The 24,428-nt window shown below is 70.6% G+C and carries 18 protein-coding genes; 10 read left to right on the forward strand and 8 right to left on the reverse strand.

What is annotated here, in order from left to right; translation table 11 throughout:
- Positions 1 to 164: 164 nt before the first annotated feature.
- Both ACT1U9_RS10575 and ACT1U9_RS10580 read left to right on the forward strand, forming a co-directional pair.
- Complete coding sequence (locus ACT1U9_RS10575; RefSeq protein ID WP_444538091.1) at positions 165 to 2,213, forward strand: SpoIIE family protein phosphatase; 2,049 nt, start codon at positions 165 to 167, stop codon at positions 2,211 to 2,213.
- Between the two features lie 124 nt (positions 2,214 to 2,337).
- Complete coding sequence (locus ACT1U9_RS10580) at positions 2,338 to 3,795, forward strand: catalase (RefSeq protein WP_444538092.1); 1,458 nt, start codon at positions 2,338 to 2,340, stop codon at positions 3,793 to 3,795.
- A gap of 66 nt (positions 3,796 to 3,861) precedes the next feature.
- Here ACT1U9_RS10580 and ACT1U9_RS10585 read toward each other — a convergent pair whose 3' ends face one another.
- Positions 3,862 to 6,246: a transglycosylase domain-containing protein gene (locus tag ACT1U9_RS10585; protein ID WP_444538093.1), complete on the reverse strand. Its 2,385-nt coding sequence runs from the start codon at positions 6,244 to 6,246 to the stop codon at positions 3,862 to 3,864.
- Positions 6,247 to 6,505: 259 nt separating this feature from the next.
- Here ACT1U9_RS10585 and ACT1U9_RS10590 point away from each other — a divergent pair, with 259 nt between their 5' ends.
- The 5 genes from ACT1U9_RS10590 to ACT1U9_RS10610 are packed head-to-tail and all read left to right on the forward strand — an operon-like array spanning position 6,506 to position 13,133.
- On the forward strand, positions 6,506 to 7,213 hold the full coding sequence (locus tag ACT1U9_RS10590; protein WP_444538094.1) for an ABC transporter ATP-binding protein: 708 nt from the start codon (positions 6,506 to 6,508) through the stop codon (positions 7,211 to 7,213).
- Positions 7,210 to 9,552: an ABC transporter permease gene (locus ACT1U9_RS10595; RefSeq protein ID WP_444538095.1), complete on the forward strand. Its 2,343-nt coding sequence runs from the start codon at positions 7,210 to 7,212 to the stop codon at positions 9,550 to 9,552. Before ACT1U9_RS10590 ends, ACT1U9_RS10595 begins: the two co-directional genes overlap by 4 nt.
- A 43-nt stretch (positions 9,553 to 9,595) precedes the next feature.
- A complete protein-coding gene (locus tag ACT1U9_RS10600) occupies positions 9,596 to 10,120 on the forward strand; it encodes a PadR family transcriptional regulator (RefSeq protein ID WP_444538096.1) in 525 nt (174 codons plus the stop codon).
- Positions 10,117 to 10,809 carry an ABC transporter ATP-binding protein gene (locus tag ACT1U9_RS10605; protein ID WP_444538097.1) on the forward strand — a complete coding sequence of 231 codons (693 nt, stop codon included), beginning with the start codon at positions 10,117 to 10,119 and terminating at the stop codon, positions 10,807 to 10,809. Before ACT1U9_RS10600 ends, ACT1U9_RS10605 begins: the two co-directional genes overlap by 4 nt.
- Positions 10,806 to 13,133 (forward strand): ABC transporter permease, encoded by a 2,328-nt coding sequence (locus ACT1U9_RS10610; RefSeq protein ID WP_444538098.1) that lies wholly within the window; start codon positions 10,806 to 10,808, stop codon positions 13,131 to 13,133. The genes ACT1U9_RS10605 and ACT1U9_RS10610 overlap by 4 nt, the downstream gene beginning before the upstream one ends.
- A gap of 348 nt (positions 13,134 to 13,481) precedes the next feature.
- On the opposite strand, the gene ACT1U9_RS10615 is transcribed toward ACT1U9_RS10610, so the two are convergent.
- Complete coding sequence (locus tag ACT1U9_RS10615) at positions 13,482 to 14,432, reverse strand: LysR substrate-binding domain-containing protein (protein WP_444539060.1); 951 nt, start codon at positions 14,430 to 14,432, stop codon at positions 13,482 to 13,484.
- A gap of 200 nt (positions 14,433 to 14,632) precedes the next feature.
- On the opposite strand from ACT1U9_RS10615, the gene ACT1U9_RS10620 reads away from it, so the two are divergent.
- Positions 14,633 to 15,187 (forward strand): peroxiredoxin, encoded by a 555-nt coding sequence (locus ACT1U9_RS10620; RefSeq protein ID WP_361422269.1) that lies wholly within the window; start codon positions 14,633 to 14,635, stop codon positions 15,185 to 15,187.
- A gap of 11 nt (positions 15,188 to 15,198) precedes the next feature.
- Positions 15,199 to 15,732: an alkyl hydroperoxide reductase gene (locus ACT1U9_RS10625; RefSeq protein WP_361422266.1), complete on the forward strand. Its 534-nt coding sequence runs from the start codon at positions 15,199 to 15,201 to the stop codon at positions 15,730 to 15,732.
- A gap of 227 nt (positions 15,733 to 15,959) precedes the next feature.
- Here ACT1U9_RS10625 and ACT1U9_RS10630 read toward each other — a convergent pair whose 3' ends face one another.
- The 4 genes from ACT1U9_RS10630 to ACT1U9_RS10645 form a co-directional block, all read right to left on the reverse strand.
- Positions 15,960 to 17,441, reverse strand: a complete 1,482-nt coding sequence (locus ACT1U9_RS10630) for an AI-2E family transporter (protein ID WP_444538099.1) — start codon at positions 17,439 to 17,441, stop codon at positions 15,960 to 15,962.
- A 173-nt stretch (positions 17,442 to 17,614) separates the two neighbouring features.
- Entirely contained in the window at positions 17,615 to 18,313 is a 699-nt protein-coding gene (locus ACT1U9_RS10635) for a transglycosylase SLT domain-containing protein (RefSeq protein WP_444538100.1), read from the reverse strand.
- A gap of 367 nt (positions 18,314 to 18,680) precedes the next feature.
- Positions 18,681 to 20,003 carry a PhoH family protein gene (locus ACT1U9_RS10640; protein ID WP_188276136.1) on the reverse strand — a complete coding sequence of 441 codons (1,323 nt, stop codon included), beginning with the start codon at positions 20,001 to 20,003 and terminating at the stop codon, positions 18,681 to 18,683.
- A gap of 276 nt (positions 20,004 to 20,279) precedes the next feature.
- The gene (locus ACT1U9_RS10645) at positions 20,280 to 21,041 is read right to left on the reverse strand and encodes an isoprenyl transferase (RefSeq protein WP_188276137.1); all 762 of its coding nucleotides are present in this window, start codon (positions 21,039 to 21,041) and stop codon (positions 20,280 to 20,282) included.
- A gap of 146 nt (positions 21,042 to 21,187) precedes the next feature.
- Here ACT1U9_RS10645 and mgrA point away from each other — a divergent pair, with 146 nt between their 5' ends.
- Positions 21,188 to 22,231, forward strand: coding sequence for an L-glyceraldehyde 3-phosphate reductase (mgrA, locus tag ACT1U9_RS10650; protein WP_444538101.1), 1,044 nt, complete (start codon positions 21,188 to 21,190; stop codon positions 22,229 to 22,231).
- A gap of 243 nt (positions 22,232 to 22,474) precedes the next feature.
- On the opposite strand, the gene ACT1U9_RS10655 is transcribed toward mgrA, so the two are convergent.
- Together ACT1U9_RS10655 and ACT1U9_RS10660 are read right to left on the reverse strand one after the other, a co-directional pair.
- A complete protein-coding gene (locus ACT1U9_RS10655) occupies positions 22,475 to 22,861 on the reverse strand; it encodes a winged helix-turn-helix transcriptional regulator (RefSeq protein WP_444538102.1) in 387 nt (128 codons plus the stop codon).
- Between the two features lie 43 nt (positions 22,862 to 22,904).
- Positions 22,905 to 24,407 (reverse strand): DUF2079 domain-containing protein, encoded by a 1,503-nt coding sequence (locus tag ACT1U9_RS10660; RefSeq protein ID WP_444538103.1) that lies wholly within the window; start codon positions 24,405 to 24,407, stop codon positions 22,905 to 22,907.
- Between the last annotated feature and the right edge of the window lie 21 nt (positions 24,408 to 24,428).

Below are 24,428 nucleotides of genomic sequence, written 5' to 3' on the forward strand. Positions count from 1 at the left end.
GGGGGTCGAGACGTGACCGGTGTCGCGGCCGCCCGGCGAATGGGGCCGTCCCCGCTCCGCAGGAGCCCGGGAACGGGTATACCGCGTGAAGCGACTGCCTCGCGCATCCAAGACCTGCCCCCAGCACGGTGGATGTCTCACTCCGGACGGACGGAACCCGACGCGTGACGGAGCACCAGCCCACTTCGCACGAGAGCCGGCAGCAGGACCAGCTGGCCCGGCCGCCAGAGGCGGCCCGACCGCGCCCGGACGAGCCGGGCGCGGGCTCCGCCGCGCCCTCCCCCGGGGCCGCGGACCGGGCGGGCGTACGGCGGGGAGCGGCCCGCGCGGCCACCGCGTCCGTCTCCGTGCCCGGCCAGCCCGACCCCGGCGCCCGCGACCTCGCCCGCGACTCGGGCACGGGCGCCCCGGCCGGCGGCGGCTTCTCCGGCACCCCCGGCGGCGGCTCCGGCGGCGACAGCGGCGGCGGCACCCCGCCCGGCGGTGAGAGCTCGGCCGTGGCCCGCCGCGAGGGCGACCGGCTGCGGTTCGTGGGCGCCGCGACCCGGCGGATCGCGCGCGGCATCGACCTCGACGAGATCGTGCTCGGCCTGTGCCGGGCCACCGTGCCGACCTTCTCCGACGCGATACTCGTGCATCTGCGCGACCCGCTCCCGGTCGGTGACGAGCGCCCAGCCAGCCCCTTCGTGCTGCGACTGCGCCGTACCGACCGGCTGCGTTTAGTCGATGAATCGCTTCAGGAGCCGGAGGCGATCGACGCCCTGTCGCTGCTGAACGCGCAGACGGATCTGACCCCGGCCGCCGAGCTCTGCGAGGTGCGCACCGGCGGCGCGCTCGCCGAGGTGCTGCGCGGGGTGCGGCCGGTCTTCGGCGACTCCGTGCCCGCCCGGCTCGCCCTCGCCGAGCTGCTCGGCCCCGACCGGCCGGTCCCCGCGGGCCACCGGACCATACTCGCCCCGCTCCGGGGCCGGCGCCGCGTCATCGGCGCCGCCGTCTTCGTGCGCGGCCTGGAGCGTCCCGCCTTCGAGGCCAACGACCTGCTGGTCGCCGCCCAGTTGGCGACCCACACGGCCCTCGGCATCGACAAGGCCGTGCTCTACGGGCGCGAGGCGTACATCGCCGACGAGCTCCAGCGGACCATGCTGCCCGACTCGCTGCCCCAGCCGACCGGCGTCCGCCTCGCCTCCCGCTACCTCCCGGCCGCCGAGACCGCCCGGGTCGGCGGCGACTGGTACGACGCGATCCCGCTGCCCGGCAGCCGGGTCGCCCTCGTCGTCGGCGACGTCATGGGCCACTCGATGACCTCGGCCGCGATCATGGGCCAGCTGCGCACCACCGCGCAGACCCTGGCCGGGCTCGACCTGCCGCCGCAGGAGGTCCTGCACCACCTCGACGAGCAGGCCCAAAGGCTCGGCACCGACCGCATGGCGACCTGCATGTACGCGGTGTACGACCCGGTCGCCCACCGCATCACCATCGCCAACGCCGGACATCCGCCACCGGTGCTGCTGCACCTGGGCGGGCGCGCGGAGGTGCTGCGGGTGCCGCCGGGCGCGCCGATCGGGGTCGGCGGGGTCGACTTCGAGGCGGTCGAGCTGGACGCCCCGGCGGGCGCCACGCTGCTCCTCTACACGGACGGGCTCGTGGAGTCCCGGCTGCGGGACGTATGGACCGGCATCGAGCAGCTGCGCGAGCGCCTGGCCGCCACCGCCCAGCTCACCGGCCCGGACCACTCGCCGCCGCTTGAGGCGCTCTGCGACGACGTCCTGGACATGCTGGGCCCCGGCGACCGCGACGACGACATCGCGCTGCTCGCGGCCCGCTTCGACGGAATCGCGCCGTCCGATGTGGCGTACTGGTTCCTGGACCCGGAGGACTCGGCCCCCGGCCGGGCCCGCCGCCTGGCCCGCCGGGCGCTTGAGCGCTGGGACCTGGGCGAGCTCACGGACTCGGTGGAACTGCTGGTCAGCGAGGTCGTCACCAACGCCGTGCGGTATGCGGAGCGGCCGGTCACCCTGCGCCTGCTCAAGACCGACGTGCTGCGCTGCGAGGTCGGCGACGACTCCCCGCAGCTGCCCCGCCAGCGCCGGGCTCGCGAAACCGACGAGGGCGGACGCGGCCTTTTCCTGGTGAACCGGCTGGCCAGGCGGTGGGGCGCGACGCGGCTCTCCGGCGGCAAGGTGGTCTGGTTCGAGCTGCCCACCCGTACGTAAGGGCACTGTCCGTACTTAGGCCAAGACTGGACCGGGTCCAAGTGTTGCCGGCACCCCGTCGGCGGAGTTGACTGGCGTCGTGGACGAAGCGACCTCATAGACCCCACGCGACGGGAGAACGCTCGTGTCGGACGCGCCCCAGACCCCGTACACGACCAATAACGTCGGCATCCCGGTGGAGAGCGACGAGCACTCGCTCACCATCGGGGACACCGGACCGATCCTGCTCCAGGACCACTACCTCATCGAGAAGATGGCCCAGTTCAACCGGGAACGGGTGCCCGAGCGGGTGGTCCACGCGAAGGGCGCGGGCGCGTACGGCACGTTCGAAGTCACCAACGACGTCAGCCAGTTCACCAAGGCCGACCTCTTCCAGCCGGGCAAACGCACCGAGATGCTGGCCCGCTTCTCGACGGTCGCCGGGGAGCAGGGCTCGCCCGACACCTGGCGCGACCCGCGCGGCTTCGCCCTCAAGTTCTACACGGAACACGGCAATTACGACCTGGTCGGCAACAACACCCCGGTCTTCTTCGTCCGCGACCCGCAGAAGTTCCAGGACTTCATCCGCTCGCAGAAGCGCCGCCCGGACAACGGGCTGCGCGACAACGACATGCAGTGGGACTTCTGGACCCTGTCCCCCGAGTCGGCGCACATGGTGACCTGGCTGATGGGCGACCGGGGCATCCCGAGGTCGTACCGCCATATGAACGGGTACTCCTCGCACACCTATCTGTGGGTGAACGGCGGCGGCGAGAGGTTCTGGGTCAAGTACCACATGAAGACCGACCAGGGCATCGAGTTCTACACGCAGGCCGAGGCCGACGACCTGGCGGGCCGCGACGCCGACGTCCACCGCCGCGACCTGTTCGACGCGATCAGCTCCGGGAACGCGCCGAGCTGGACGATGAACGTGCAGGTCATGCCGTTCGACGACGCGCCGGACTACCGCTTCAACCCGTTCGACCTGACCAAGGTGTGGCCGCACGGCGACTGCCCGCTGATCGAGGTCGGCCGGATGACCCTGAACAAGAACCCCGAGGACTACTTCGTCCACATCGAGCAGGCCGCCTTCGAGCCGTCCAACATGGTGCCGGGCATCGGCCCGTCCCCCGACAAGATGCTGCTCGGCCGGCTCTTCTCCTACCCGGACACCCACCGGTACCGGATCGGCCCCAACTACTCCCAGCTGCCGCCCAACCGGGCCCGCTCGCAGGTCAACTCGTACGCGAAGGACGGGCCCATGCGGTACGAGCCGGCCCGCACCGGCGCGCCGTACGCGCCCAACTCCTACGGCGGCCCGGCCGCCGCCGAGCGGTTCGGCGACATCGCCGGGTGGCAGGCGTCCGGCGAGATGGTCCGCGAGGCGTACCAGCTGCACCGCGAGGACGACGACTGGGGCCAGGCGGGCACCCAGGTGCGCCAGGTGCTCGACGACGCCGCGCGCGAGCGGCTGGTGGGCAATATCGCGGGCCACCTCAAGAACGGCGTCAGCAGGCCCGTCCTGGACCGCGCGCTCCAGTACTGGCGCAACGTCGACAAGGCGCTCGGCGACCGGGTCGCGACGGCGGTCAACGGGACCTGACGCCACCTGATACGAGGACGGCCCCCGCCGGGGAAGGGCGGGGGCCGTGTCGTGTGCGGGGCGGGGCTAGGGCAGTGTGCCGCCGCCACCTTGTGTCGGGTCGGCCGTGCCGCCGCCGGGCCCGGCGGTCGTGCCGCCGTTGGCCTGCCCGGTGGTGGTACCGCCGCTGGTCTGGCCCGTACTGGTCCCGCCGTTGGTCTGACCGGTGGTCGTGCCCCCGTCGGTCTGGCCCGTGGTGGTCCCGCCGTTGGTCTGGCCGGTGTTGGTCCCGCCGGTCGTGGGCGTCTTGGTCGGGGTGTGGGTCGGGGTGTGCGTGGGGTTCTTGGTCGGGGACTTCGTCGGGGTGTGCGACGGCGTGTTGGACGGGGTGCGCGACGGCGTGTTGGACGGGACGACGTCGTCCGGCTGGACGGCGGCGCCCTGGTCGGTGTTCAGGTCGAACTTGGAGTCGTCGCTGCCGACCGCGTCGAAGGTGTACGCGGACCAGATCTTCGCCGGGAGGCCGCCACCGTTGACCCGGCCGTCGGTGCCGGCCGCGTCGGTGAGGGGGACCTGGCTGCCCTTGCCGACCGTGACGTCCTTGCCGTCGACCTTGACCGTGCGGGGACCCGCGGCCTCGCCCCACAGGCCGACCGAGGTGACCAGGGACGGGGTGTAGCCGGTGAACCAGGCCGACTTGTTGTCGTCGGAGGTACCGGTCTTGCCCGCGACCGGCTGCCCGTCCCGGTTGGGCGCGTCCCGCACCGAACCCTTGGCCGTACCGTCGTCGACCACGCCGGTGAGCACCGAGGTGACGGCGTCGGCCGCGTCCCGGCTGATCACCTGGTCGCCGATCGGGTCCGGCTTGTTGTACTTGGCCACCTTGTGCGTCGCCGACTTGACGATGGACGGCGTGACCAGCTTGCCGTGGTTGTCGAGCGTGGCGTACGCGCCGGCCATCTCCATCGGGCTCGCGCCGTAGGAGCCCAGGGTCATGGCGGGCTCGGCGCCGACGCCCTTCATGTGGTTGAGGCCGAGCGCGACGGCCGTGTCCCGCAGCTTGGGCAGCCCCACGTCCACGCCCATCTGCGCGAAGACGCTGTTCACGGACTTGTTCATCGCCTGCTGGACGGTAATGGGTCCGTAGCTCTGGTCGTCCTCGTTGGGCGGGTCGTAGCCCTTGCCGCCCTCACCCTTCACCGGCCGCTTGCTGTCACCGTTGTAAATGGTGTTGGCCCGGATCTCCTTGCCGTCCTGCGTCTCGGACTTGTTGTTGAGCGCGGCGGCGAGGATCAGCGGCTTGAAGGTCGAGGCGGGCTGGTAGGCGGCCGTCCTCGCGTTGCTGAGCTGGTGCTTCATATAGTCCTGGCCGCCGTACAGGGCCACGACCGAACCGGTCTTCGGGTCCACCGAGACGGCGCCCGCCTGGATGTCCTGGTCGACCTTGCGCTTCTTGTCGAGCTTGCTGGTCAGCTCCTGCTTGACCGCGCCCTCAAGGAGAGCCTGCTTCTTGGGGTCGATGTTGAGCGTGATGGTCCAGCCGCCCTTGGCCAGGTCCGCCTCGCTGATGCCGTTGCGCACCAGCTCGGCCTTGGCCGCCTGGACGAAGTAGCCGGTCTGGCCCTCCATGCCGGGGTCGGGCTTGGGCTCCATGGGCGTCGGGAACTTCATCCCGGCCCGCTGGGCCGCATCCAGCTCCTTCATCTTGACCATGTTGTCGAGGACGTAGTTCCAGCGGGCCGTCACCAGCTTCTTGCCGGTCTCCGAGGCCACCGCCCAGTCGTACTGGCTGGGCGCCTGGAGCAGCGCCGCCAGGTAGGCGCCCTGCTCGGTGGTCAGCTTGGAGGAGTCGACCCCGTAGTACGCCTGCGCCGCGGCCTGGATGCCATAGGCGTTGCGGCCGTAGTAGCTGGTGTTGATGTACCCGGCCAGGATCTCCTTCTTGTCGTACTTCTGGTCGACCTTGAGGGAGATCACCAGCTCCTTGAGCTTGCGGGTGACCGTCTGGTCCTGGCTGAGGTAGAAGTTCTTGACGTACTGCTGGGTGATGGTCGAGCCACCCTGCTTGCCCTTGCCGGACAGGGTGTTGAGCAGACCTCGGGCGGTGCCCCTGAAGTCGACGCCGGAGTCCTTGTAGAAGGACATGTTCTCGGCGGCCACGAAGTCCAGCTGGACCTTCTCGGGGATCTTGTCGAGCCCGACGACCTCACGGTTGAGCTGGCCGGTGCGGGCGATGATCTTGCCGTTGGAGAGCTTGTAGACGTTGCTCTCCAGCTGCGCCGCCGCGTTCGCCTTCGGGATCGGCGTCATCAGATAGATGATGTAGAAGCCGCCCATGAGCAGCAGGACGAGCCCGAAGAACGCGCCGAGCATCTTCTTCCAGGTGAAGAGCCTGCGTATCCGCCCGCCCTTCTTCTGCTGGTCCCGGCGCGCACCGCGCTGCCGGGCCCGCCGCTCTTCCGCTCGGCCCATAACCTCAGTCGCTCGCCTTCTTGACTCGCCAGATCAGCTCAGAAAACTAACACCGCACGTACGGACAAAGAGGAGCCGATCACGTCTTTTCCGTACGTGAGAATCAGCACCCGGTCCATGGGAACCGACTGCCAAACGGTGTACAAGGTTGCCAGACCTTTGGATCCTGCCCGTTTTTGCCAGGGAATGTCATGCTCACCGGGTCGCTATGCACCGGGGGTATACACGCCGCGTATACCCAGTGCGTATAGTCGTCGTCATGTCATACGGCTCGTCCTTCGGACCTCTGCTCGCGGCCACCGGCCTGCGCAAGGCCTTCGGCTCCACCCCGGCGCTCGACGGCGCGGACTTCGCCATCGCGCCCGGCGAGATCGTCGCCGTCATGGGCCCCTCGGGCTCCGGCAAGTCCACGCTGCTGCACTGCCTGGCCGGGATCGTGCCGCCCGACGAGGGGACGATCACCTACGACGGCCGTGAGCTGACCGCGCTGAACGACGCCGGGCGCTCGGCGCTGCGCCGCTCGGACTTCGGCTTCGTCTTCCAGTTCGGCCAGCTCGTCCCGGAGCTCACCTGCGCCGAGAACGTGGCGCTCCCGCTGCGGCTCGACGGAGTGCGGCGCGGGGACGCCGACCGCACGGCCCTGCGGTGGCTGGAGCGCCTGGAGGTCGCCGAGCTGGCCAAGCGGCGGCCCGGCGAGATATCCGGCGGCCAGGGCCAGCGCGTCGCCGTGGCCCGCGCCCTGGCCACCTCGCCCCGCGTGGTCTTCGCGGACGAGCCGACCGGCGCCCTCGACTCCCTCAGCGGCGAGCTGGTGATGAAGCTGTTCACCGAGGCCGCCCGCGACTCGGGGGCGGCCGTCGTCCTGGTCACCCACGAGGCCCGGGTCGCCGCCTACTCCGACCGCGAGATCACCGTCCGGGACGGCAAGTCCCGCGACCTCACCCTCGTCGGGAGCGGCGGCCGATGATCCGCCGTCTCCAACAGCTCGCCCTCGGCGCCAAGTTCGCCGTCACCGGCGGGCGCGAGGGCTGGGTCCGTACGGTCCTCACCGCGATCGGGGTCGGGCTCGGCGTCGCCCTGCTCTTCGTCGCCGCCTCGATCCCGCACGTCAACGAGGCCAACACCCGGCGCGGCGACGCCCGGGTACCCGCCGCGTCCGGCTCCGCCAAGGAGTTCGCGCGCACCGATGCCTCGGTGCTCTTCAACCCCGCCTACACCGAGTACCACGACGACGGCATCGCCGGACTGCTGCTGCGCCCCGAGGGTGCGCACCCCGCCCTGCCGCCCGGCCTGAGCGCCGTGCCCGGCCCCGGCGAGATGGCCGCCTCGCCCGCGCTGCGCGATCTGCTCGGCTCCCCGGCCGGTGAAGTGCTGCGCAAGCGGCTCCCGTACAAGATCACCGCGTCGATCGGCGACGCCGGTCTGATCAGCCCGAACGAGCTCTACTACTACGCGGGCAGCGCCACGCTCTCCAAGGCCGACGGCGCGAGCCGCACCAACGCCTTCGGCGGCCACCTCGAAAGGGTGCCGCTCACCCCGGTCCTGGTGGCGCTCACCGTGGTCAGCTGTGTCGTCCTGCTCACCCCGATCCTGATCTTCATCGCCACCGCCGTACGGTTCGGCGGCGAGCGGCGCGACCGGCGGCTCGCCGCGCTGCGCCTGGTCGGCGCGGACACCGCGATGACCCGCTGGGTCGCGGCCGGTGAGGCGCTCGCGGGCTCGGCGTTCGGGCTGGTGCTCGGCGTGGCCTTCTTCCTCGGCGGCCGCGAGCTCATCGGGGGCGTCCAGCTGTGGAGCTTCGCCGCCTTCCCGGCCGACTTCACCCCGGCCCCTGCGCTGGCCGCCGCGGTGCTGCTCGCGGTGCCGCTGGCCGCCGTCGTGGTCACGCTGTTCGCGATGCGCTCGGTGAACGTCGAGCCGCTGGGTGTCGTACGCGAGAGCAGGCCGCGCCGGCGCAGGCTCTGGTGGCGTCTGGTGCTGCCGGCCCTCGGGGTCGCGGTCATCGTCCTCTCCCCCACCGGCGGCCTCGACCGGGTGACGCCGGACCCCGACCTCATCGCCTTCGGCACGATCCTCACCCTGGTCGGCCTCGCCGCGCTGCTGCCGTGGGTGGTGGAGGCGGCGGTCGCCCGGCTGCGCGGCGGCCCGGTCGCCTGGCAACTGGCCGTGCGCAGGCTCCAGTTGAGCGGCGGCACCGCGAGCCGCGCGGTCGCCGGGATCACCGTCGCCGTGGCGGGCGCGATCTCGCTGACGATGATGTCCACCGGGATCCACGACGACTTCGTCAGGACCAACAACCACGACCCCAGCCGCGCCCAGATCGACGTGGTCTCCCAAGTGCCGAGCGGCGAGCGGGCCCAGCGGATGATCCGGGACTTCCGCCGGACCACCGGCGTCAAGGCCGTGATCGGCACGGTCGAGTCGTACGCGACCAGGCCCGGCCCCGTCGCCGAGGGCGGCATCCGGCCCACCACCATGCTCACCGTCGGCGACTGCGCCACCCTCACCGAACTCGCCCGCGTCGGCTCCTGCAAGGACGGCGACACCTTCGTCGTCCATCCCACCGACGACAAGAAGCAGGCCGCCTGGATCGACCGGTCCGCCCGCCCCGGCGAAGCGGTCAACCTCGACACCCGCGCGGACTTCGACCCCTCGGCCAAGCCGTTCCTGTGGACCCTGCCGAAGTCGGCCCGTACGGTCGACTCCCGGCCCGACCCCATGGGCGAGCAGCGCAGCGGCATCTTCGCCACCCCCGGCGCGGTCGACGTCACCAGGCTGCCGTCGGCCGAGACGCGGGCGATGGTCAAGGTCGACCCCGAGACGCCGGACGCCGTCGAGTACGTACGCAACACGGCGGCCGCGATCGACCCGGCCATGAACGTGCGTACCATCAGGAACGTCGAGCGCGACAAGAACTACGCCAGCATCCAGAAGGGCCTGCGGGCCGGGGCGATCGCCACGATGCTGCTGATCGCGCTGAGCCTGCTCGTCTCCCAGATCGAGCAACTGCGCGAGCGCAGACGGCTGTTGTCGGTCCTGGTGGCCTTCGGAACCCGGCGCTCCTCGCTCGGCCTGTCGGTGCTGTGGCAGACCGCGGTGCCCGTCGTCCTCGGCCTCGCGCTCGCCGTGACGGGCGGGACCGCCCTGGGCGCGGCCCTGCTGCACATGGTCGACAAGGAGATCACCGACTGGTGGACGTTCGTGCCGCTGGCCGGGGCGGGCGCCGCCGCCGTGCTCGTGGTGACCGTGCTCAGCCTGCCGCCGCTGTGGCGGCTGATGCGGCCCGACGGACTCCGCACCGAGTGACCCCCACCCGTACGCAGACTTGACCTTCAGAAAGGCTCCGAGCATGTCGATCGGCCACACCCTCCTCGGACTCCTTGAGTCGGGCCCACGCCATGGGTACGACCTCAAGCGCGCCTTCGACGAGAAGTTCGGGCACGACCGCCCGCTGCACTACGGGCAGGTCTACTCGACCATGTCGCGCCTGCTCAAGAACGGCCTCGTCGAGGTCGACGGCGTGGAGGCCGGCGGCGGTCCCGAGCGCAAGCGGTACGCGATCACCGAGGCCGGCATCACCGATGTCGAGGCCTGGCTCAAGCAGCCGGAGAAGCCCGAGCCGTACCTCCAGTCGACCCTCTACACCAAGGTCGTCCTCTCCCTGCTCACCGGCCGCAGCGCCGGTGACCTCCTGGACACCCAGCGGGCCGAGCATCTGCGCCTGATGCGCATCCTCACCGACCGCAAGCGCCGGGGCGACCTCTCCGACCAGCTGATCTGCGACCACGCCCTGTTCCATCTGGAGGCGGACCTGCGGTGGCTCGAACTGACCGCCGCCCGCCTCGACCAGCTCGCCACGGAGGTACGCGCATGACGCCCGCCGGTTCCCTGCTCGCCGCCCGCGACCTGCGCAAGGCGTACGGGCCGACCCCCGCGCTCGACGGCGCGGAGTTCTCCATCCACCCCGGCGAGGTCGTCGCGGTGATGGGCCCCTCGGGCTCGGGCAAGTCGACGCTGCTGCACTGCCTGGCCGGGATCGTCACCCCCGACTCGGGGTCGATCGTCTACAACGGCCGTGAGCTCTCCTCGATGAAGGACGCCGAGCGCAGCGCGCTGCGGCGTACCGAGTTCGGCTTCGTCTTCCAGTTCGGCCAGCTCGTCCCCGAGCTGACCTGCACGGAGAACGTGGCCCTGCCGCTGCGGCTGACGGGTGTGCGGCGCAAGGAGGCCGAGCGCACGGCCCTGACGTGGATGGAGCGCCTGGAGGTCGACGACCTCGGGCACAAGCGGCCCGGCGAGGTCTCCGGCGGCCAGGGCCAGCGCGTGGCGGTCGCCCGCTCGCTTGTCACCTCGCCCCGGGTGATCTTCGCGGACGAGCCGACCGGCGCGCTCGACTCGCTCAACGGCGAGCGCGTGATGCAGCTGCTCACCGAGGCCGCCCGGTCCGCCAACGCGGCGGTCGTCCTGGTCACCCACGAGGCCCGGGTCGCCGCCTACTCCGACCGCGAGATCGTCGTACGCGACGGCAAGTCCCGCGACATGATGCTGGAGCACTCCGTATGAACCGCCTCCGCGACCTCGCGCTCGGCGCCAAGTTCGCGCTCACCGGCGGCCGCGAGGGCTGGACCCGCACGCTGATGACGGCGCTCGGCGTCGGCCTCGGTGTGGCACTGCTCCTCGCGACGACCGCACTGCCCGGCGCGCTCAGCGCCCGGGACGCGCGCGACAACGCGCGCAACGACTTCGGCGCAAGCATCGAGTCGGGCGCGGCCGCCGACACCATGCTGCTCTCGCGCACCGACACGCGGTACCACGGCGACGACATCCGTGGCCGTCTGGTGCAGCCCGAGGGCGACAGGGCGCCGGTGCCGCCGGGCCTGTCGGCGCTGCCCGCGCCCGGCACGATGGTGGCCTCGCCCGCCCTGCGCGACCTCCTTGAGTCCCCCTCGGGCGCGATGCTGCGCGAGCGGATCCCGTACAAGATCACCGGCACGATCGGCGACAAGGGCCTGCTCGGACCGCATGAACTCGCCTACTACGCGGGCAGCGACGCGCTCAAGGCCCGCAAGGGGCCGGGCCCGGGCCGGGGCGACGTGGAACGGATCAGCTCGTTCCCGAAGAAGGGCCCGGGCGACAAGATGGACCCGATCCTCGCCCTCCTGATCGTGATCATTTTTGTCGTCCTGCTGCTGCCGGTCGCGGTGTTCATCGCGGCGGCCGTACGGTTCGGCGGCGAGGGGCGCGACCGGCGGCTCGCCGCGCTGCGCCTGGTCGGCGCGGACAGCCGGATGACGCGCTGGATCGCGGCGGGCGAGGCGCTGGCGGGCTCGGCGCTCGGACTCGTCCTCGGCACGGTGTTCTTCCTGATCGTGCGGCAGTACGTCGGCGACATCACGATCGCGCAGCTCAACGTCTTCCCGTCCGACGTGAACCCGAGCGCGGGTCTCGCACTGCTCGTCGGGGTGGCGGTCCCGGCGGCGGCGGTCGGCGTGACGCTGTTCGCGCTGCGCGGCGTGGTGATCGAACCGCTGGGTGTCGTACGCAAGTCGGCGCGGCGGGGCAGGCGGCTGTGGTGGCGGCTGCTGCTGCCGGTCGTGGGCCTGGGCCTGCTGGCACCCATGATGGGCAAGGGCCGCGACAGCGGCTTCTACAACCAGGCGCAGGTGATCGGCGGCACGGTGCTGCTGCTCATCGGCGTGACGGCGCTGCTGCCGTGGCTGGTGGAGACGGTCGTACGGCGACTCGGCGGCGGCGGGGTCGGCTGGCAACTGGCCATTCGCAGGCTCCAGTTGAACTCCGGCGGCGCCGCCCGTCTGGTCAACGGCATCGCGGTGGCGGTGGCCGGGGCGATCGCGCTGCAGATGCTGTTCAGCGGCATCGAGGGCGACTATGTGACATCGAGCGGCGAGGACACGGCACGGGCGCAGATGTACGTGCCGATGGACGCCGGCGTATCGAAGGCGGAGCAGCAGCGAAGGGTGTCGATCCTTCGCTCGACGCAGGGCGTCACCGGCACGACCACGCTCGGCTACGCGGGTCTGGGCAACCGCCCGAAGGACCCGGAGGAGTACGCGCAGGTGACCATCGGGGACTGCGCGGCGCTGCGGGAGGTCGGCGAACTGCCGTCGTGCAAGGACGGCGACGTGTTCGTCACCACGGAGAACCAGCTCGGCGGCAAGGCGGCGAAGCCGGGCGCGAAGCTGTACTTCGAGCCGTCGTACGGCGAGAACAAGGGTCTCGGCCTTGCGTACACGATCCCGCGCGACGCGAAGGTGGTCCCGTCCCGCCCGGACCCGATGGGCGACCGCCGCGGCGGGGTGCTGGCCACGCCGGGCGCGCTGAAGGGGTTCGAGCGGGTGCCGGTCCAGTACACGACGTACGTGACGCTGCGGCCGGGCGACGCCAAGGCGGCGGACCGCGTCCTGAACGCGTCGTGGGCGGCCGACCCGTTCACCGGCGCGCGGGCGCTCAACGACCAGAAGACGGCGACGAAGTTCGCGGGTGTGCGGCGGGGGCTGTACATCGGGGCGGCGGCGGTCCTGATGCTCATCGGCACCAGCCTGCTGGTCTCGATGCTGGAACAACTCCGCGAACGCCGCCGCCTGTTGTCGTCCCTGGTCGCCTTCGGCACCCGCCGCACCACCCTGAGCTGGTCGGTCCTGTGGCAGACGGCGGTCCCGGTGCTGCTGGGCCTGGCCCTGGCCACGGCGGTGGGCCTGGGCCTCGGCTCCATGCTCCTGCGCATGGTGGGCCATCCGCAGCACGTCGACTGGCCGTCGGTGCTGGGGATGGTGGGGATCGGGGGCGGGGTGGTCCTGATGGTGACGGCGTTGTCGTTGCCACCGATGTGGCGGCTGATGCGACCGGATGGGTTGCGGACGGAGTAGGGCGGTGCAGTTGCCCCACCCCACCCCTTCCCGGCTGTGACATTTTGCGGCTCCGCCGCGTGGCCTGGGCGGGCGGCCGGGTTCGTCGACTGCGGGCCGGTGGGGGCTGAGCGCGCAGTTCCCCGCGCCCCTAAATACCCAGGGGCGCGGGGAACTGCGCGAGCAAGCCAGCACGATCCGCAGACAAAACGGGGTGCAGGGGCGCAGCCCCGCAACCCACCCACCCCCAGCCGGGGTCCGGGGCGGAGCCCCGAAGCGGGGTGCAGGGGGCGCAGCCCCCGCTCGGGGTCCCCGGGGCGGAGCCCCGGGAGAAACCCTCCCCCCAACCCCCACCCACCCCCGGAGGGTTTAGGGAAGGGGCGGGGTGGGGGTTCTTACCGGGAGCGCGCGCATCGCGGACCGTAGCGCCCCCGCGAACTCCTCGAATTCGTCCTGGCGCGCCGTACCCGTACGGACCGCCAGGGCGACACGTCGCGACGGCGCGGGATCCGCGAAGTACCCCGTCGCAAGGCGGTCGTTGCGAGCCGTCTCGACCTCCACAGCCGTACGCGGCAACAGCGTCACCCCCAACCCCCCGGCCACCAACTGCACCAGCGTGGACAGCCCCGCCGCCGTGGTCGTGACGGCCGCCCCCTCCTCCCGCCCCGCCTCCCGGCATATGTCGAGCGCCTGATCACGAAGGCAGTGACCTTCGTCGAGCAGCAGCAGATCCAGCTCGCGCAACGCCTCGCGCGGCACATCCGAACGCCCACCCAGCCAGTGCTCGCGCGGCATGACCAGGACGAAGTCCTCGTCGAACAGGGGGAGTTCGGTCACACCCGGCACCCCCAGCGGGACCGCGAGCAGCAGCACGTCCAACCGCCCCGCCGCCAGCCCGTCGAGCAGCGACGCCGTCTGCTCCTCGTGGACCTGGAGGTCGAGCTCGGGATACCGGTCGCGTACGAGCCGCAGCACCGTCGGCAGCAGATACGGCGCCACCGTCGGAATCACCCCGAGCCGCAGCACCCCGGTGAACGGGGCCCGTACCGCCTCGGCCTCCTCAAGGAGCTCACCCACCGCGTCCAGGACCACCTGCGCCCGGACAGCCAGCCGCTCCCCGGCCGGCGAGAGCAGCACCCGCCGGGTCGTACGCTCCAGGAGCTGCACCCCCAGCGTCTCCTCCAGCGCGGACACGGCCCCGGACAGCGCGGGCTGGCTCATCCCGATGGCGGCCGCCGCGTCCCGGAAGTGCAGATGCTCGGCCACGGCGGCGAAGGCCCGCAGCTGCGCGAGGCTCGGCTGCTTGGCGGGCCGGGTCACCGTCCGTACACGGTGCGCCCCGGCCGCCGCGCCGCCACCACCGCCCACACCATTACTTACGGCCACTGATAACCACCTCCGATCACGATGACCGAGTCTAGCTATTTCACTGATCAATGCCTCCTGTGACACCATCCGTAATCCGTCCAACCCCCAGGGAAGCCCCCAAAAAGGACCCTTCCCGATCGCAAGGAGTGCGCGTGCTCACTGTCGGTGACAAGTTCCCCGAGTTCGACCTGACCGCCTGCGTCTCGCTGGAGAGCGGCCAGGAGTTCGAGCAGATCAACCACAAGACCTACGAGGGCAAGTGGAAGATCGTCTTCGCGTGGCCCAAGGACTTCACCTTCGTGTGCCCGACCGAGATCGCCGCGTTCGGCAAGCTGAACGAGGAGTTCGCCGACCGTGACGCCCAGGTCCTCGGCTTCTCCGGCGACTCCGAGTTCGTCCACCACGCCTGGCGCAAGGACCACGCCGACCTGCGTGACCTGCCCTTCCCGATGATGGCCGACTCGAAGCACGAGCTCATGCGCGACCTCGGCATCGAGGGCGAGGACGGCTTCGCCAAGCGCGCCGTCTTCATCGTCGACCAGAACAACGAGATCCAGTTCTCCATGGTGACCGCCGGTTCCGTCGGCCGTAACCCCAAGGAGGTCCTGCGGGTCCTCGACGCCCTGCAGACCGACGAGCTGTGCCCGTGCAACTGGTCCAAGGGCGACGACACCCTGGACCCGGTCAAGCTCCTCTCGGGCGAGTGAGCTGACCTGACATGGCTCTCGACGAACTCAAGTCCGCCCTGCCGGACTACGCCAAGGACCTCAAGCTGAACCTCGGCTCGGTCATCGGCAACAGCGAGCTCCCGGCCCAGCAGCTCTGGGGCACGGTCCTGGCCTGCGCGATCGCCTCGCGCTCGCCGAAGGTCCTGCGCGAGCTGGAGCCCGAGGCCAAGGCCAACCTGTCCGCCGAGGCGTACACCGCCGCCAAGGCCGCCGCGGCGATCATGGCGATGAACAACGTCTTCTACCGGACGCGTCACCTGCTCTCCGACCCGGAGTACGGGACGCTGCGCGCGGGTCTGCGGATGAACGTCATCGGCAACCCGGGTGTGGAGAAGATCGACTTCGAGCTGTGGTCCCTGGCCGTCTCCGCGGTCAACGGCTGCGGCCAGTGCCTCGACTCCCACGAGCAGGTGCTGCGCAAGGCCGACGTCTCCCGCGAGACGATCCAGGAGGCCGTGAAGATCGCCTCGGTCATCCAGGCCGTGGGTGTCACGCTGGACGCCGAGGCTGTCCTGGCCGAGTAGGTGCGTGTTCGCCTGCGGACCGTGCTGGGTTGCTCGCGCAGTTCCCCGCGCCCCTGAAGGCAGGCACCACTTAGCGCCGTACATACGTGAAGGCCCCCTCCGACATCACCGTCGGAGGGGGCCTTCGCGTACGGGCGCGGCCCCGTGCTTTTAGGGGCGCGGGGCTGTGACATTTGCGGCTCCGCCGCGTGGGCGCGACCAGCCCCCACCGGCCCGCAGCCGAACCGCTACTTCTCCGCCGGAGCCGGGGTCGGGGTCGGGTCCACGTCCGGTACCGCCTCCGGCGACGGCGGCGCCGCACTACGCAGCGCGTTCTCCTTCGCGTACGCCCGCAAGTAACCCACCACCGTGTTCGTCACCGCGACCAGCGGGACCGCGACCACCGAGCCGCCGATGCCGCCGATCAGGCCGCCGGCCGCGACGGAGAGGACGACCGCGAGCGGGTGGACACGGACCGCGCGGCCCAGGATGAAGGGCTGGAGGACATGGCCCTCTATCTGCTGGACGAGCAGCACCACGACCAGCACCATCACGGCCGTGAACACACCCTCGGTGACGAGTGCGACCACCACCGCGAGCGCGCCTGAGATAACCGCGCCCACCAGCGGGATGAAGGCGAACAGGAAGATGAAGACGGAGAGCGGTACGGCCATCGGGACGTGCAGGAAGTAGATCCCGAGCCCGATGAAGATCGCGTCGATCAACGCCACTATCACCGTGCCCCGCACATACGCGGTGAGCGTGCGCCAGGCACGCGGACCCGCTCCCGCCACGCCGTCCCGGGCCTGGGCCGGGACCAGGTGCAGCACCCACTGCCAGATGCGCGGGCCGTCGTAGAGCAGGAACAGCGTCGAGAACATCGCGAGCAGGATGCCGGTGAGGACTTCGACCAGGACGGTCACGCCCTGGAGGCCCGCGGACGTTATCTCGTTGGTGTTGTGGCCGATGGTGTCGCTGAGGTTCTTGGCGACCTGGTTGATCTGGTCCTCGGTCACATGGAACGGGCTGTTGAGGAGCCAGCGTTTGAGCTCCTCGATACCCGCTCTGACCTTCTCGGAGAGCGTGTCCAGGTTGTCCATGACCTGCCAGACCACGAACCAGCCGAGCAGGCCCATCACGATGAAGCCGAAGATCGCGGTCACGGCGGTCGCCAGACCGCGCGGCAGACCCATCCGCTTCAGGCGCGACACCGTCGGCTGGAGCAGCGCGGTGATGAACAGCGCGGCCACGAACGCCAGGACCACCAGCCGTACGGCACTGATCACCCGCATCAGCACCCAGAGCGTCCCCGCGAGGACCAGAAGGCGCCAGCCGATCTCCGCCGAGACCCGCATCCCCCACGGCACGGCGGCCACGGGGTCGGGCCGCGCGGCGACGGCGGGGGCGTACGCGGGCGGCGCCGGGACGTGCTCGGGGGCCGGACGTCCGGGCCCGGCCCCGTTCGAGGAGACAGTGGAGGCGGTGTCGGCCGGCGTGGGCGTGGCCGCCCGGGCGGCCACATCGTCGACCGCGGGCTTGGCGACCTCTGCGGGAACGACCGGCGCCTCCGCCGGAACGACCGCCTCCGGGACGGCGGCGGTCACGTTCGACACGTCCGCCTCGGACGCGTCGCCACGCCCCTCCGTCTCCACCCGGCGCTCGTCCAGGCGTTGTCCCATTCTCGTGAGACTCGCGCCCAGCGCTCCGAGCAGTCCCGGCACTTTCGACATGATGCCGCCGCTTCCCTTTCCCCCGCCGATTCTCCCCACCACTCCCCTCCCACTGGAGTCGTCCCGCATGACCGTACACGGGCGAAGCCCCTCACCGAAGGACGGTGAGGGGCTTCGAAAGGTTGACGTGCGCGAGGTAAAGATCGTGACCGGAATACCTCGCGCGCGGCCGCCTAGTACCAGCTGTTGGCCTGCCAGAACGACCAGGCACCACACGGGCTGTGGTAGCTCTCGTTCATGTAGTTCAGGCCCCACTTGATCTGGGTGGCCGGGTTGGTCCGCCAGTCGGAGCCGACGGACGACATCTTCGAGCCCGGGAGCGCCTGGACCAGGCCGTACGCGCCGGAACTGGAGTTGACCGCGAGGTAGTTCCAGGTCGACTCGTTGTTCACGATGTTGCTGAAGCACTGGAACTGGTCGGCGGGCACGATCTGCCGTGCGATCGCCTTGACCTCGTCCACCGAGTACGAGCTCTGCACCGGGAACGACGACGGGTCGCGGGTCGCGGAGCGGCTGGCGACCTGCTCCTGCTCGCGGTCCTTGGCTTCCTTGGCCTTCTGGTCCGCCGAGTCCTTCTTGGACTTGGCGTCCTTGGCGGCCTGGAGGCGCGCGGCCTCTTCCGCGGACTTCTTCGCGGCGGCACTGGCCTGGGCCGACTGGGCGTCGGCCTGCTGCGTCAGTGACGCGGTCTGCACCTGGGCCTGCTGGCCCGCGGGGATGTCCGCCAGGAGCGTCGTGTCGGCAGCGGTCGCCTCGACGTTGTCGTTCGAGGCGGTCTGGGGCGCGCCCGAGGCAACGCCGACGACGGCGCCGACAGTGGTGACCGCAGTGGCTGACGCCACCGCGAATCCCCGGACCGAGATCCGGCTCACACGGTTTCCTTCCAGCAGCGCCCGCACTGGTGACCTGACGGACGCAATCGTGCCCCTGGCTCTCTCCTCCCAACTGCTCAGGTCACGGGAGGAACTGACCCGGTGGGCAACTCCCTTGCGGGAGCGCCGCGTGGTGCTCGGGCGGCATACGGCGACGCTATTGAGTTACGAGGTACAGGTGTGCCGTATGCGGGGCCTGACGGATGCAAGACTCTGCCGGAGAGCGGCGCCGCAAGGCAATTATTCACCGGGTGTGAAACCTCACATCCCCTGTGGCCCAGGTGTTTTGCCCAATCCCTCACACATGAAGGCGCCGCCCGGCTAAGCTCAACGGCTTCGCGGGCGGCGCCAATTGGGACGTACAGGATCAGATCTGGCCGTCCTCCAGCATTTCGGTCACGAGCGCGGCGATCTGGGACCGCTCGGAGCGGGTCAGGGTGACGTGCGCGAAGAGCGGGTGGCCCTTCAGCTTCTCCACGACGGCGACCACACCGTCGTACCGCCCGACCCGGAGGTTGTCGCGCTGGGCCACGTCATGCGTGAGCACCACCCGCGAGTTCGCCCCGATTCGGGACAACACGGTCAGCAGGACGTTGCGTTCGAGCGACTGGGCCTCGTCCACGATCACGAACGCGTCGTGCAGGGAGCGGCCGCGGATGTGGGTGAGCGGCAGGACCTCCAGCATGCCGCGCGACGTCACCTCCTCGATCACCTCGCGCGTGGTGACCGCCGACAGCGTGTCGAAGACCGCCTGCGCCCACGGGCCCATCTTCTCGGCCTCGGAGCCGGGCAGATAGCCGAGCTCCTGCCCGCCCACCGCGTACAGCGGACGGAAGACCATCACCTTCTTGTGCTGGCGGCGCTCCAGGACGGCCTCCAGGCCCGCGCAGAGCGCGAGCGCGGACTTGCCGGTGCCGGCCCGGCCGCCCATCGACACGATGCCGACCTCGGGGTCGAGCAGCAGGTCGAGTGCGACGCGCTGCTCGGCGCTGCGGCCGCGCAGACCGAACGCCTCCCGGTCGCCGCGCACCAGACGGACGTTGCCGTCGGCGGTGACGCGGCCGAGTGCCTTGCCGCGCTCGGACTGGAGCACAAGGCCGTTGTGCACCGGGAGGTCGGCGGCCTCCGGCACGTACAGCGTCTCCTCCTCGTAGAGAAGGTCCACCTGCTCGCCCGAGAGCGACAGTTCGGACATTCCGGTGAAGCCCGAGTCGGTGATGGCCAGTTCCGCCCGGTACTCCTCGGCGAGCAGGCCGACCGACGACGCCTTGATCCGCAGCGGCAGGTCCTTGGAGACGACGGTGACGTCGTACCCCTCGGCCTGGAGATTGCGGGCGACGGCGAGGATCCTTGAGTCGTTGTCCCCCAACCTGTAGCCGGCGGGCAGCACGCCGGGATCGGAATGGTTGAGCTCGACGCGGAGCGTGCCGCCGAGGTCGCCCAGCGGGATGGGGGCGTCGAGGCGTCCGTACCGGACCCGGAAGTCGTCGAGCAGGCGCAGGGCCTGACGGGCGAAATAGCCGAGCTCCGGATGGTGCCTCTTGGCCTCCAGTTCCGTGACCACGACGATCGGGAGCACCACTTCGTGCTCGTCGAACCGGGTCATGGCGCTGGGGTCGGCCAGCAGGACGCTGGTGTCGAGGACGTAGGTGCGCCGGTCGGGCATGCGGCGCTTCGTGCTGGTCACCACGGAAGGACGTACCCCCTCAGATGAGGTCGGGGTGCGACGGCGTCGCGGGGGTGGGGGCCGGGCTGTGGCCGCGGTGCGCGGGCCGAGCGCCGGCCCTCCGCTCCGTCCGTGCTCAGCGCACGTGCGTCGTGGTGCAAAGGGCCTCCCGGGTGAGTGGCCATTTCGAGCCGCTCAACTGGAAGTGGTATTCCCTCGAACAAGCGCAGCCATGCACAGGCATATTCGCTTGGTGGGGACCAAACGGGTTGACCGCGCCTCAGGAGCGGTCGCGTCCGGTCAGGTTCCGTAACGCCGGTGCCTGGCCGCGTAGTCGCGGAGCGCACGCAGGAAGTCCACCTTGCGGAACGCGGGCCAGAAGACTTCACAGAAGTAGTACTCGGAGTGAGCGGACTGCCACAGCATGAAGCCGGACAGGCGCTGTTCGCCGCTCGTGCGGATCACGAGGTCCGGGTCGGGCTGGCCGCGGGTGTAGAGGTGCTCCGAGATGTGGTCGACGTCGACGATTTCGGCCAGCTCCTCGAAGCTGGTCCCCTTGGACGCGGCGTCGAGGATCAGCGAGCGGACCGCGTCCGCGATCTCCTGGCGGCCGCCGTAGCCCACGGCGACGTTGACGAGTATGCCGCCGACGTCATGGGTGGCCTGCTCGGCCTCCTTGAGCACCGACTGGGTGCGCCCGGGCAGCAGGTCCATCGTGCCCACGTGGTTGACGCGCCAGCGCCCGTCCGCCGCGAGGTCGCGCACCACGCCCTCGATGATGCCCAGGAGCGGGACCAGCTCGTTGTCCGGCCGGTCCAGGTTGTCCGTGGACAGCATCCAGAGCGTGACGACCTCGACGTCCGTCTCGGCGCACCAGCCGAGCAGCTCGTGGATCTTGCTGGCGCCCGCCTGGTGCCCCTGCTCGGGGCTCCCGCCGGACGCCTTGGCCCAGCGCCGGTTGCCGTCCAGGATGACACCGATGTGCTTGGGCACCTGGTCGTGGTCGAGGCGTCCTTCCACCCGGCGTGCGTAGAGCCCGTACACCAGGTCGCGCAAGTTCACCGATTCCACCCTCTCGTTGCCTTCCGGGGGCCGCCGCGGCGCCGTATACGGCCCGCTGCCGGGCTGCCCCAGGGAAGGCACAGTACTGCGGACGGGTCACAGCGGCCCAACTCGGTGGGTCACAAGTCCGTGATAAGCAGGGAAACGTGACTGAATCCCTCCCCCTGAACTACCTCGCCGACCCCCACCGCTACGACTCCATGGAGTACCGGCGCACCGGCCGCAGTGGCCTGAAGCTGCCCGCGCTCTCGCTGGGCCTGTGGCACAACTTCGGCGACGACCGGGCGCTGAACAGCCAGCGCGCGATTCTGCGCCGCGCCTTCGACCTGGGTGTCACCCACTTCGACCTGGCCAACAACTACGGCCCGCCGCCCGGCTCCGCCGAGCTGAACTTCGGGAAGATTTTCGGCCAGGACTTCCGGGCATACCGGGACGAGCTGATCATCTCCACCAAGGCGGGCTACGAGATGCACCCCGGCCCGTACGGCGAGTGGGGCTCGCGCAAGTACCTGCTGTCGTCCCTCGACGCCTCGCTGAACCGGATGGGCCTCGACTACGTCGACATCTTCTACTCGCACCGCTTCGACCCGCACACCCCGCTTGAGGAGACGATGGGCGCGCTGGCGTCCGCCGTCCAGCAGGGCAAGGCGCTGTACGTGGGTGTGTCCTCGTACAACAGCGAGCAGACCGACCAGGCGGCGCGGCTGCTGCGCGAGATGGGTGTGCCCGCCCTGATCCACCAGCCCTCGTACTCGATGATCAACCGCTGGACCGAGGACGACGGGCTGCTCGACACGCTGGAGACGGCCGGGATGGGCTGCATCTCCTTCGTGCCGCTGGCGCAGGGGCTGCTCACGAACAAGTACCTCACGGGCATCCCGGAGGGCTCGCGGGCCACCCAGGGCAAGTCGCTCGACCCCAACCTGCTCAGCGACGAGGTGCTGCGGCGCCTGAACGGGCTGAACGACATCGCCGCCCGGCGCGGCCAGTCGCTCGCCCAGCTGGCGATCTCCTGGGTGCTGCGCGACCCCCGGATGACCTCCGCGCTGATCGGCGCGTCCAGCGTGAAGCAGCTGGAGGAGAACGTGGCGGCGCTCGCCGGACCGCCGCTGAGCGCCGAGGAGTTGAAGGAGATCGACACCTTCGCCGTGGACACCGCGGGCACCAACATCTGGGCCGGGCGCGGCTGATCACTTCGGTGATCGCCAACTCACAGCGCGCGCACAGAAACCGGGCACAAAAAAACGGGCCGGTCCGTGGGGGGGATACGGACCGGCCCGAGGGGGGGTTTCCACCATAACCCTTCGTAAGTGGTGGTGGGGCCCACGGCGTGCCGGAATTACGCTCCGAAACCGCCGGGACACCGGAACGGACCGCCGACGGGTACCTCCCATGGGGTACCCGGTGGCGGAACGCTTCTTTGACCGTGCAGGTCAGGGGCCGACCGGCACGGCCTCGGCCGGACCGCGCTGCTCGATCTTGAGATCCAGAATGCGCTCCATGTGTGCTTCACCCCACTCACCCAGAGGGCCCAGTGCCGTGTTCAGGGCCTCACCCTGCGCTGTCAGCGAGTACTCCACCCGGGGCGGGACCTCCCGGTAGACCTCGCGGTGGACGATCCCGTCCGCCTCCAGCTCGCGCAGCTGCTGGATGAGCACCTTCTCGGTGACCCCGTCCACCTGGCGCCTGAGCTCGCCGAAGCGGTGGGTGCCGGCGTGCAGCGCCCACAGGATCAGTGGCTTCCACTTCCCCCCGACGACGTCGACCGCGGCGTCGAGCCCGCAGCTGTAGGTGATACCGCCTTTGCTGTGCTTGGTCATGACAGAGATCCCTCTCCCCTTTTGGTCCTTCGCGTCCGTGATCTCAACGCCTGAGCAGGGTGATTCCCTCCCGCTGGGCGACGACCCGGTAGCCGTACGCCTGCTCGGCCTTGATCAGCTCGGCCTCCTGGCGCTCCTTGGGGTAGGGCCAGTAGCCCGGCGGATACGGCCAGGACTCCGCGGGCACCCGGTCGTACACGATCCACTGGGCGGTCGGCGGGGGCACCGGCGCACCGGTGTCGTAGAGCCGCCAGTGGACGGGGTAGGTCGGGAAGAGCACCACGTCCGTACGTGAAGTCAGCTGCGGGACAAGGCGGTTGGAGGCGGCGACGGTCGCACCGTCCGGGATGCGGCGCAGCAGCTCGCGGGCGGCGGCGACGTGCGCGGTGGAGCGCCAGGTGGAGCGGTGGGCGAGCTGGGCGAGCGGGAAGGACGGGAGCAGGACGGCCGTGACGGCGAGGGTGGTGGCGAGCGAGGCACGCACATGGCGGCGGGACAGGGCGTCGCCGGAGCGCCGGTAGGGGGCGAGCGCGTCGGTCAGGGCGGCGAAGACGACCGGCATCAGTACGGCCGTGTAGTGGAACGAGGTGCCCCAGTGGAACGGGTTCTGCGACAGCATCCGCCAGCCGAGCGTGGGCACGGCGAGCCAGGCCAGCGGTGAGTGCAGCGCGATCAGGGCGGCGGGCGCGAAGACAAGGACGAGGGTGGTGGCCTTGACGTCGGGCCGTACCGCGTCGAGCGGGGCGAGCGCGAGGGTGGTGAGCAGCGAGCTGTGGCCGGGCTCCAGGTTGGCGGCGTGCGCGTAGGTGCCGGCCGGGCTGAAGAACGGCATCAGCACCTTGAACTCCAGGGCGCTGCCCAGCAGTCCGGCGGCGGCGGTCACAAGGCCGAGGCGGCGCCGCCCCTGCCAGGCGATGTACCCGCCGATCGCGGCGAGGGTGAGCCCCAGATCCTCCTTGACGAGGAGGAGGGGCGCGCCCCACGCCACGGCGAGCTTCCACCTCCTCACCGCCAGCGCCTCCAGGGCGTACGAGACGAGCGGGACCGCGAAGCACACCTCGTGGAAGTCGAAGGCGACGGCCGAGGCGATGCCCCAGCTCAGCCCGTATCCGAAGGCGATGACATGAGCGGCGCGCCGCCCGAGCACATGGTGCGCCCGCCGGGCCAGCGGCACGACGGCGACGGCGAGCAGGGCCGCTTGTGCGAAGAGCAGGGTGTACGGGGAGGGGGCGAGCCGGTAGAGGGGTGCGAGGACGGCGAGCACGGGGTGGAAATGATCGCCGAGGAGGTTGAAGCCGTCACCGCGCAACGGGGCGATCGGGGCGCGGAGTTGGGCGTACTGCTTCACCGCCTGCTCGAAGATGCCGAGGTCGTAGCCGGTGGTACGGATCAGGGCCTGGCGGCGGGCGCCGACGGCGGCGTAGAGCAGGAAGAGCGCGGCGGCCCACCCCCACCACAGGAGGGCGGGCCGCCCTGCACGGACCGCGGCTTTGACAGGCACCACCCGCCGCACGACGGCTTCCACTTCGCTGGCGATTGTCCGCATTCGTTCCATATGCCCGGATGC

The sequence above is a fragment of the Streptomyces sp. BR1 genome (assembly GCF_052373795.1).
Taxonomy (GTDB): domain Bacteria; phylum Actinomycetota; class Actinomycetes; order Streptomycetales; family Streptomycetaceae; genus Streptomyces.

Excerpts from the sequence above, each read along its gene's own strand:
- ACT1U9_RS10595 (WP_444538095.1), top strand. The coding sequence starts at position 7,210 with ATGATCCGCCGTCTCCAACAGCTCGCCCTCGGCGCCAAGTTCGCCGTC.
- ACT1U9_RS10590 (WP_444538094.1), top strand. The coding sequence starts at position 6,506 with ATGTCATACGGCTCGTCCTTCGGACCTCTGCTCGCGGCCACCGGCCTG.
- ACT1U9_RS10605 (WP_444538097.1), top strand. The coding sequence starts at position 10,117 with ATGACGCCCGCCGGTTCCCTGCTCGCCGCCCGCGACCTGCGCAAGGCG.
- ACT1U9_RS10600 (WP_444538096.1), top strand. The coding sequence starts at position 9,596 with ATGTCGATCGGCCACACCCTCCTCGGACTCCTTGAGTCGGGCCCACGC.
- ACT1U9_RS10585 (WP_444538093.1), bottom strand. The coding sequence starts at position 6,246 with ATGGGCCGAGCGGAAGAGCGGCGGGCCCGGCAGCGCGGTGCGCGCCGG.
- ACT1U9_RS10610 (WP_444538098.1), top strand. The coding sequence starts at position 10,806 with ATGAACCGCCTCCGCGACCTCGCGCTCGGCGCCAAGTTCGCGCTCACC.
- ACT1U9_RS10630 (WP_444538099.1), bottom strand. The coding sequence starts at position 17,441 with ATGTCGAAAGTGCCGGGACTGCTCGGAGCGCTGGGCGCGAGTCTCACG.
- ACT1U9_RS10660 (WP_444538103.1), bottom strand. The coding sequence starts at position 24,407 with ATGCGGACAATCGCCAGCGAAGTGGAAGCCGTCGTGCGGCGGGTGGTG.
- ACT1U9_RS10625 (WP_361422266.1), top strand. The coding sequence starts at position 15,199 with ATGGCTCTCGACGAACTCAAGTCCGCCCTGCCGGACTACGCCAAGGAC.
- ACT1U9_RS10655 (WP_444538102.1), bottom strand. The coding sequence starts at position 22,861 with ATGACCAAGCACAGCAAAGGCGGTATCACCTACAGCTGCGGGCTCGAC.